Source organism: Leptolyngbya sp. FACHB-60 (genome assembly GCF_014695775.1).
Taxonomy (GTDB): Bacteria; Cyanobacteriota; Cyanobacteriia; order Phormidesmidales; family Phormidesmidaceae; genus Nodosilinea.
This window is the reverse complement of the sequence record NZ_JACJOX010000059.1, coordinates 41,418-47,795: the sequence shown is the minus strand read 5'-3', so window position 1 is coordinate 47,795 and position 6,378 is coordinate 41,418. Positions and strand designations below refer to the sequence as shown.

At 57.5% G+C, this 6,378-nt stretch carries 10 protein-coding genes; 3 read left to right on the top strand and 7 right to left on the bottom strand.

The annotated features are described in order from the left end of the window. The coding region (locus H6F57_RS22645) for a transposase (protein ID WP_190624912.1) at window positions 1–99 on the top strand (99 nt) is incomplete at its 5' end. Between the two features lie 25 nt (window positions 100–124). On the opposite strand, the gene H6F57_RS22640 is transcribed toward H6F57_RS22645, so the two are convergent. From H6F57_RS22640 to H6F57_RS22610, 7 genes are all read right to left on the bottom strand, one after another. Beyond that, the gene (locus H6F57_RS22640; RefSeq protein ID WP_190628910.1) at window positions 125–766 is read right to left on the bottom strand and encodes a helix-turn-helix domain-containing protein; all 642 of its coding nucleotides are present in this window, start codon (window positions 764–766) and stop codon (window positions 125–127) included. Window positions 767–905: 139 nt separating this feature from the next. Continuing rightward, window positions 906–1,763: an urease accessory protein UreD gene (locus H6F57_RS22635; RefSeq protein ID WP_190628908.1), complete on the bottom strand. Its 858-nt coding sequence runs from the start codon at window positions 1,761–1,763 to the stop codon at window positions 906–908. A gap of 6 nt (window positions 1,764–1,769) precedes the next feature. Then, window positions 1,770–2,378, bottom strand: a complete 609-nt coding sequence (locus H6F57_RS22630; protein ID WP_313933621.1) for a DUF3318 domain-containing protein — start codon at window positions 2,376–2,378, stop codon at window positions 1,770–1,772. Between the two features lie 83 nt (window positions 2,379–2,461). After that, complete coding sequence (locus H6F57_RS22625) at window positions 2,462–2,647, bottom strand: chlorophyll a/b-binding protein (RefSeq protein ID WP_190628906.1); 186 nt, start codon at window positions 2,645–2,647, stop codon at window positions 2,462–2,464. Between the two features lie 33 nt (window positions 2,648–2,680). Next, window positions 2,681–2,869 (bottom strand): hypothetical protein, encoded by a 189-nt coding sequence (locus H6F57_RS22620; protein ID WP_190628904.1) that lies wholly within the window; start codon window positions 2,867–2,869, stop codon window positions 2,681–2,683. Window positions 2,870–3,062: 193 nt separating this feature from the next. After that, window positions 3,063–3,782 (bottom strand): HAMP domain-containing histidine kinase, encoded by a 720-nt coding sequence (locus tag H6F57_RS22615; protein WP_190628902.1) that lies wholly within the window; start codon window positions 3,780–3,782, stop codon window positions 3,063–3,065. Window positions 3,783–3,868: 86 nt separating this feature from the next. Further along, window positions 3,869–4,510 carry an L-threonylcarbamoyladenylate synthase gene (locus H6F57_RS22610; RefSeq protein WP_190628900.1) on the bottom strand — a complete coding sequence of 214 codons (642 nt, stop codon included), beginning with the start codon at window positions 4,508–4,510 and terminating at the stop codon, window positions 3,869–3,871. 129 nt (window positions 4,511–4,639) lie between these two features. On the opposite strand from H6F57_RS22610, the gene H6F57_RS22605 reads away from it, so the two are divergent. Both H6F57_RS22605 and H6F57_RS22600 read left to right on the top strand, forming a co-directional pair. After that, a complete protein-coding gene (locus tag H6F57_RS22605) occupies window positions 4,640–5,035 on the top strand; it encodes a tetratricopeptide repeat protein (protein ID WP_190628899.1) in 396 nt (131 codons plus the stop codon). 353 nt (window positions 5,036–5,388) lie between these two features. Further along, window positions 5,389–6,315, top strand: a complete 927-nt coding sequence (locus H6F57_RS22600; RefSeq protein WP_190628897.1) for a PstS family phosphate ABC transporter substrate-binding protein — start codon at window positions 5,389–5,391, stop codon at window positions 6,313–6,315. Window positions 6,316–6,378 lie beyond the last annotated feature (63 nt).

The window sequence follows — 6,378 nt, the reverse complement described above, 5'->3', positions numbered from 1 at the left end:
CTCAAGCAGTATCGAGCGATTGCGACACGCTATGACAAGTTAGCCGAGACATTCCTCAGTGCGATTTACATGGTAGCTACTGTCATTTGGCTTAATTGATGACACACCCTAGGTCGACTGAGAACTAGGGCATTGGGAAATCTGCCGCCAGAGCAGCCCCCTCCAGCCCCAAAGCTGAGGCATATTTCTGAATGAAGGCGCGAATATAAAACGGTTCTGGCAGCTGCTTTAAGTTACCGGTTTCGAGCGCTCTCAGGGTATAGGTTTGAATGAACGTTTGTTGGTAGATATCCTCCAGCGACAGCGACTTCTCTTGCCGAGTCTGCTGGAGATAGGCCCCCACCTTTTTCAAACTGGCTTGCTGCACCGACGCAAAGTCGGCCTTAGCCTGAATCTTTTTGGCCAAAGTTTCATGGATGTAGGCACGGTGGTCAGAAAATTGGGCTGAGGTAGGCGTGGTTGCCACCTGGGGCCGAGCCGAAATCGCGTCGGGCTGAGGTTGAGCGGTGACTCGCTGGGGAGCGGCTGGGGCCCGTTTATGCGTGGCTTCCTCTGGGGTAGGCCCGCTGGTCTCGCTGTCTTGCAGTCGCTGGTCGAGCCGATAGCGATTCAGCAGGCCCAGGGCCACCAGGGTGGTTACGGGTAGCGTTGCCACCGCCACCTGCTGCGCCGCCATCGACATGGCCGCTGTCGCCCCTGCCCCAATAATCAGCGCATATTCTGATGCGGGGGGTAGTTTAGAGCCAGAAAAGTGAGGAGTCTTCATAGCACCTTTTGAGAAGTCTCATGGTTTTTATACTTTCGCTGGCGTCAGCCCCTCATCCGGAAGGAGCGCTAAAGTCCTGCGGTCGGCATTATTGCTTGAGAGGAAGACAACTAGAGGATGATCCCATTCCGTCGATGCTCTATCTGGGCCACAGCCGCGACACGGCAGCCGATCGCCCCAGATAAAGAGGGCGCAGGTGCTGCCAGGCCGCCACAAACCATCGCCGCGCCGCCTGGCTGGACGGGCCTCGGTAGCGGCACAATAATCCCGATTGCAGCCGGGTAACGCCAATGTCGCCGGGTTGGTCTGTGGGCCACAGCTGGCGTAGAGCAGCCACCGAGTCACTTTCAAACCGGTGCCCGACCACGGCAAAGCTGCCCACCACCGGGTGCCCCGCCAGGCCGTTGGGGCTGTGGAGGGTAGCGCTGCCTCCGGTCAAGTGCTGGCGATCGAGCCATAGGGGCTGATCGACTTGCCAGACTTCGAGGCGCGATCGCCACTGGCCCTGCTCAAAGGTTTCTCCTCGGGCGCTGCGACCAAAGCGAGTGATCTCCCAACCGGCCCAGATGGCTCCTGGGGCTAGGTCAACCCGCAGCGCCTGGTTGTAATGGGCCTGGTTAAACACAATAGTTTCATGGGGGAACCATTCCAGACAGCTCTCTGGGGCGAGGGTGATGTCTACCTGCTGGCTGCTGGCGATGTCTGCGCTGCCGTAGACCTTGCTGGCGGCGGCGGTGGTGACGAGCGCTTGAGCGCGAGGGGCGGCTGTCAGCGCTATCACCAGGCTGTCGCCCCCCACCAAGCCCCCAGCGGTATGTACAAGCACCGTATGGCACAGCCCTTCTCCTTCGGGATATAGGGGGCGCTGCACTCGCAAAGGGGCACGGGTATAGGTCTGGGTCGGCACGCACCGACCCGACTCCATGGCATAGCTGAGGCGAGCTAACCCTCGCCAGCCTGGATGAGCCTTAGGGGCCTGAGCCGATGACTGAACCATAGATTTCTAACGCAGATAGCTCTCGGGCACCGAAAATTCTGAATACCCAGTTTGCCGCCGCAGGTTTTGACAGCGCAGCAGCTCGTTAACGGTGAGCACCTGGCGACCCTCCAGGGGGGGAACTGTCTCAATAGCGCGAATCAGGGCCGCTGCGGCGTCGGCCTGGTCATAGCCGCGCCGCAGCGACACCTGCACCGCTTTATCGTCAGCAGCCATCTCAATCTGGGGGCCGGTGACACCGCGCCAAATTTGCCAGCTGGCTAGGGCCGTAACCCCAGCGGCAGCCACCACGCCCACCGCGTCGCCCTGGAGCAGCTCTACCACGCTGCCAGCTAGCCCAGCTCCGGCCATAGCTTGGTACCAATTGGGCTTGAGCACGTTAGCCAGGGTGACCCAACTCACGGTGCGCAAAAACAGCAGATCGCGCTCGGCCACGGCCAGCTGATGCCACAGGTCGAGGTTGATCGAGACCGTGTGAGTCGACTGCCAGGGGCGAGGAAATTCAGCTTTGATGACGTTCAGCTGGCGATCGCTAAGCATCAGCTTAGTTTTCATGCGGGCGGTGGCGGGCATCAGCTCCCGCAGCCGACCAATCTCTGCATTGGGGTTAACCACAGTCCCACCATCCCGAAAATCACCCCTAAGCCTACCATTACTAAGGGCTAGACCGCACGGCAGGCCTGAGGCTAGGCCTGCGTTTAGCGCAGACCCAGCCAGCTAAAAAACGTCTGGCCAGTGACCAACTCTAGCAACAGCAGGGCCACAAAGCCCACCATGGCAAATCGGCCGTTGATGCGCTCGGCATAGCGGTTCCAACCGAAGGCAGGGGTAGGTTCAGCAGCGGCCTCAGGGGTAGAGACAGCAGGATTCGAGTCTTGGATCATTGTTGGGGTCGGTAACGTCTATATAAGAGCATCTTACTTTTTTCCCCCATCTTTTTTCTCGACAATGCGGACGGGAATACCATTATCCAAATACTTTTTTAGAGCAGCGGTAAACTCGTCTTCTGCGGTTTTGGGTTTAATTTCTTTGACTAGTGGTTTACCCAATAAGGCCTCATTGGTCCACACAATGAAAACCAGAATGAGCACGATGGCAAATTCCATAATTGTTTTGGTGACTTAGTTTCAGGGATCCGATCCGGTAGGCTGCATTTCAACATCTACAGGGTGGAGGTTCAAGTTAGTAGCTACAGGGAAGCAGCGCTTAATTCCGGAAGCAATTTGCCCAAACTATATCGAAAGAGCCTGAAATGGAACGGCTAATTCAAATGTTCAATGAAATGGCGGTAATTGGGAGTTAATTGGTAGGGCGCGGCAGCTGTAGACAGAGAAGACCTTTGGGATTTTCTGCAGCACCTAAAAACTCTAAGGTAGCCCCCAGGTGGGGCGCTAGACGGGCGGCTAGCTGGTAGCGAAACTCAGGCGATAGGGTGGCTATGGCGGACGGTGGAGCCTCGCCAGGGTTTGCCCCCAAGTGCAGGGCAATGTTGCCGGTAGCAGAGTCTTCTGAGACGGTTAGGCTAATCTGCGGGCTGCCTTGGGCCAAGGCGGCTTCGATCAGCATGACTAGGGCTTGCTCTAGCCATGCTGGGTCAGTTTGCACCTGTAGATTGGCCTCCACCGGCCCCACAATCAACCGGCAGTGACGGTTGATGCACTGCATTTCAATCATGCGCTGTACGCGGGTGATCAGCGGCTGGAGCAGGGTGGGGATAAGCCGGGGGTGCAGAGCACCAATATCCAGCTTGGAGAGGGTAACCAACAGATCGAGGTTCTTGAGCACGGTTTGAATGGCCTGGTTGGCCTGGGCAATAAACTCTCGCTCTTCGGCGGGGCTTTCGCACAGGTCTTCAAGAATCAGCTGGTGCAGGCTGATAATTTGGGTAATGGGCGACCTGAGCTCGTGGGAGGCCGTACCCAAAAAGGCAGCCTGGTGCTGGGCTTGGTGCTGTAGGCGATCGTAGGCCAGCTGTAGCGTTTTGAGATCGGTAAAGTCTTGGCCCTGAGGATAGTCCATTGCGACAGCTGTCCATGCGATAGATGAGTTCGCCCCTGCTAGCCTAACCCTAGGCGGCGGGGCAAAACCGCTTTTAACGGTTTCAACTAAACGGTTTCAACCTTGGGCAGGGCTACCGCGCCCGATCGCAGCACCGTCCAGCCCCCCTCCTGCCAGCACACCACGGTCGAGGGTAACCCTGAACCCTGGGGCTGGTCAGGGGAGGGAACTTCGGCCTGGAGAAGGGCGTAGAACTCAGCCTGGGTCGCCTGATCGAGGGTAAACACCTGAGGAAAGCTGGTCTCGATCGCCGTCATGGTCTTTAGGGGTGGCTGCCCCGAACGGTTGGCGCTGGTGGTAGCTAGCGGCCCGGTATGACCCAGCAGGTGCCGCGCCAGGGGATGGTTGGGAACTCTTAGCCCCACGGTGCCCGTCTGCTGGGGATTGATAGCGGGGGCCAGGCGATCGCTGGCGGGCAGCACCAGGGTCAGCGCACCGGGCCAGTACTGAGTTGCGATCGCGCTCCATTGGGCTAGCTCAGCCTCAGTGCCGTTGATGTAGGGTCGCAGATCGTCAAGGCTGGCCCCCATGAGAATCAGCGGCTTGTCGGGACTGCGCTCTTTGGCCGTGTAGATGCGATCGCCCGACTCGGGCCGTGCCGCCAGGGCTGGCACCGTATCAGTAGGAAAGCTCACCAACTCCCCCGCTTGCACCGCCGCAACCAGTTCTCGTAACGCTACCTGTGGCATAGGCTGCACTGTAGACAAATCAACTTTTCCCTAACGAATTGTAAACCCGTACCCCCAGCGGGTGACACCCCCCCTGATCGCCCACCTTCGTCAACCCCACAATGGGAACTGTCGCCCAGAAAATCGCCCATGAACCCCATTCACACCCACGATCACAGCGCCGCCGCCCTCAACGCCCAAGGCTGCACCCTCTGCGAACAGAGCCAATTTGCTCAGGCTCTAGCGACCTTTGATCAGGCGTTAGCCCTAGACAGCACTTACTGCACCGGTTGGAACAATCGCGCCAATGCCCTCTGCGGCCTCAATCGACAAGCTGAGGCCCTAGCCGCCTACGACAAAGCCGTAGCCCTCGACCCCCAGTATCACCAGGCCTGGTTTAACCGAGGTAAACTGCTAGCCGAAATGGGTGCCTATGGCAATGCGGTGGAGTCGTACAACCGCGCGATCGCCCTCCACGCCGACCCTGTCTACATCCACTCAAGAGAAGACATTTGGGTCAAAAAGCAGCTAATCGCCACGGTCTAACCCTGTCAAGAGCGTCATCCAGCCTGAAGGGTTTGTGCTAGATGATGCCTCTAAGGAATTTCTGAGTTTGGTTCAAGATGACGGCTAATTTGCCCACTTCCTCACTCTCTCGCTCCTCAGTACTAGGGGCGATCGCACATCTTGAGGAAAATAAATTTTGCTCCCTGGTTCACGGTGATTAGACTATTCTTTGAAAAATAGCTGTAGCGGCTTATTAAAGGACTCTTAATTAAAACGCTCTTAATTTATTGCCCCCCTAGTTTTATTGTTGCCATCAGGCTTTCTTAGGATTGAGTCTGTAGCGTTTATCATGGCGGATTTGACCATGTTTAGGACGCTACGGAGAGTGTTATATGACGAGCAGACAGAAATTTAATCGCTATGCCCTGGCTGGGGCGATAACCACCGCAGTAGCGCTAGGAATTGGTGTCCCCAGTGCGGTTTCTCAAAATTCCATCATTCAGATCGATGGGTCTAGCACCGTTTACCCCATTTCTGAAGCCATGGCCGAAGAATTTATGGCCGCCAACCGTGGCACCCAGGTAACCGTAGGGGTGTCGGGCACCGGCGGTGGCTTTAGCAAGTTTTGTGCGGGGGAACTCGACATCACCGGTGCCTCGCGCCCGATCAAAGACTCTGAGGTCGAAGCCTGTGCCGCCGCTGGCATTGAATACATTGAAGTGCCCGTTGCCACCGACGCCTTGACGGTGGTCATCAACCCCGAAAACGACTGGGCCGATGAAATGACCGTAGAGCAGCTGCAAACGCTGTGGAGCCCCGAAGCTCAGGACACCATCACCAACTGGAATCAGATCGACCCTAGCTGGCCGGACGAACCCATCGAACTGTTTGGCCCCGGTACCGATTCGGGCACCTTTGACTACTTCACTGAAACGATTATGGGTGAGGCGGGCTCTAGCCGCGCCGACTACACCGCTAGCGAAGATGACAACATTCTGGTGATCGGCGTCAGCCGCGACCCCAACGCCATCGGCTACTTTGGTCTGGCCTACTACCTCGAAAACCAAGACACCCTCAAGGCTGTCTCCGTCAACGGCGTTGAGCCTACCCCCGAGAACGTTGAGAACGGCACCTATGCGCCGCTGTCTCGGCCTATCTTTGTCTACGTCAAGAAAAGCAGCCTAGAGGAGCGTCCCGAGGTACGTGCCTTTGTCGAGTTTATGCTCGAAAACGGACCTGAGCTTGTGCCTGAAGTGGGCTATGTGCCGCTGTCCGAGCAGCGCTACGCCGACATTCTGACCGAGCTATCAGGTCTGTAGGTTGCGCTCACCCTAGCGCGATCGCCCTCCTGGGCAAAACCTGACCTTCAGCCAGCCCTTGGG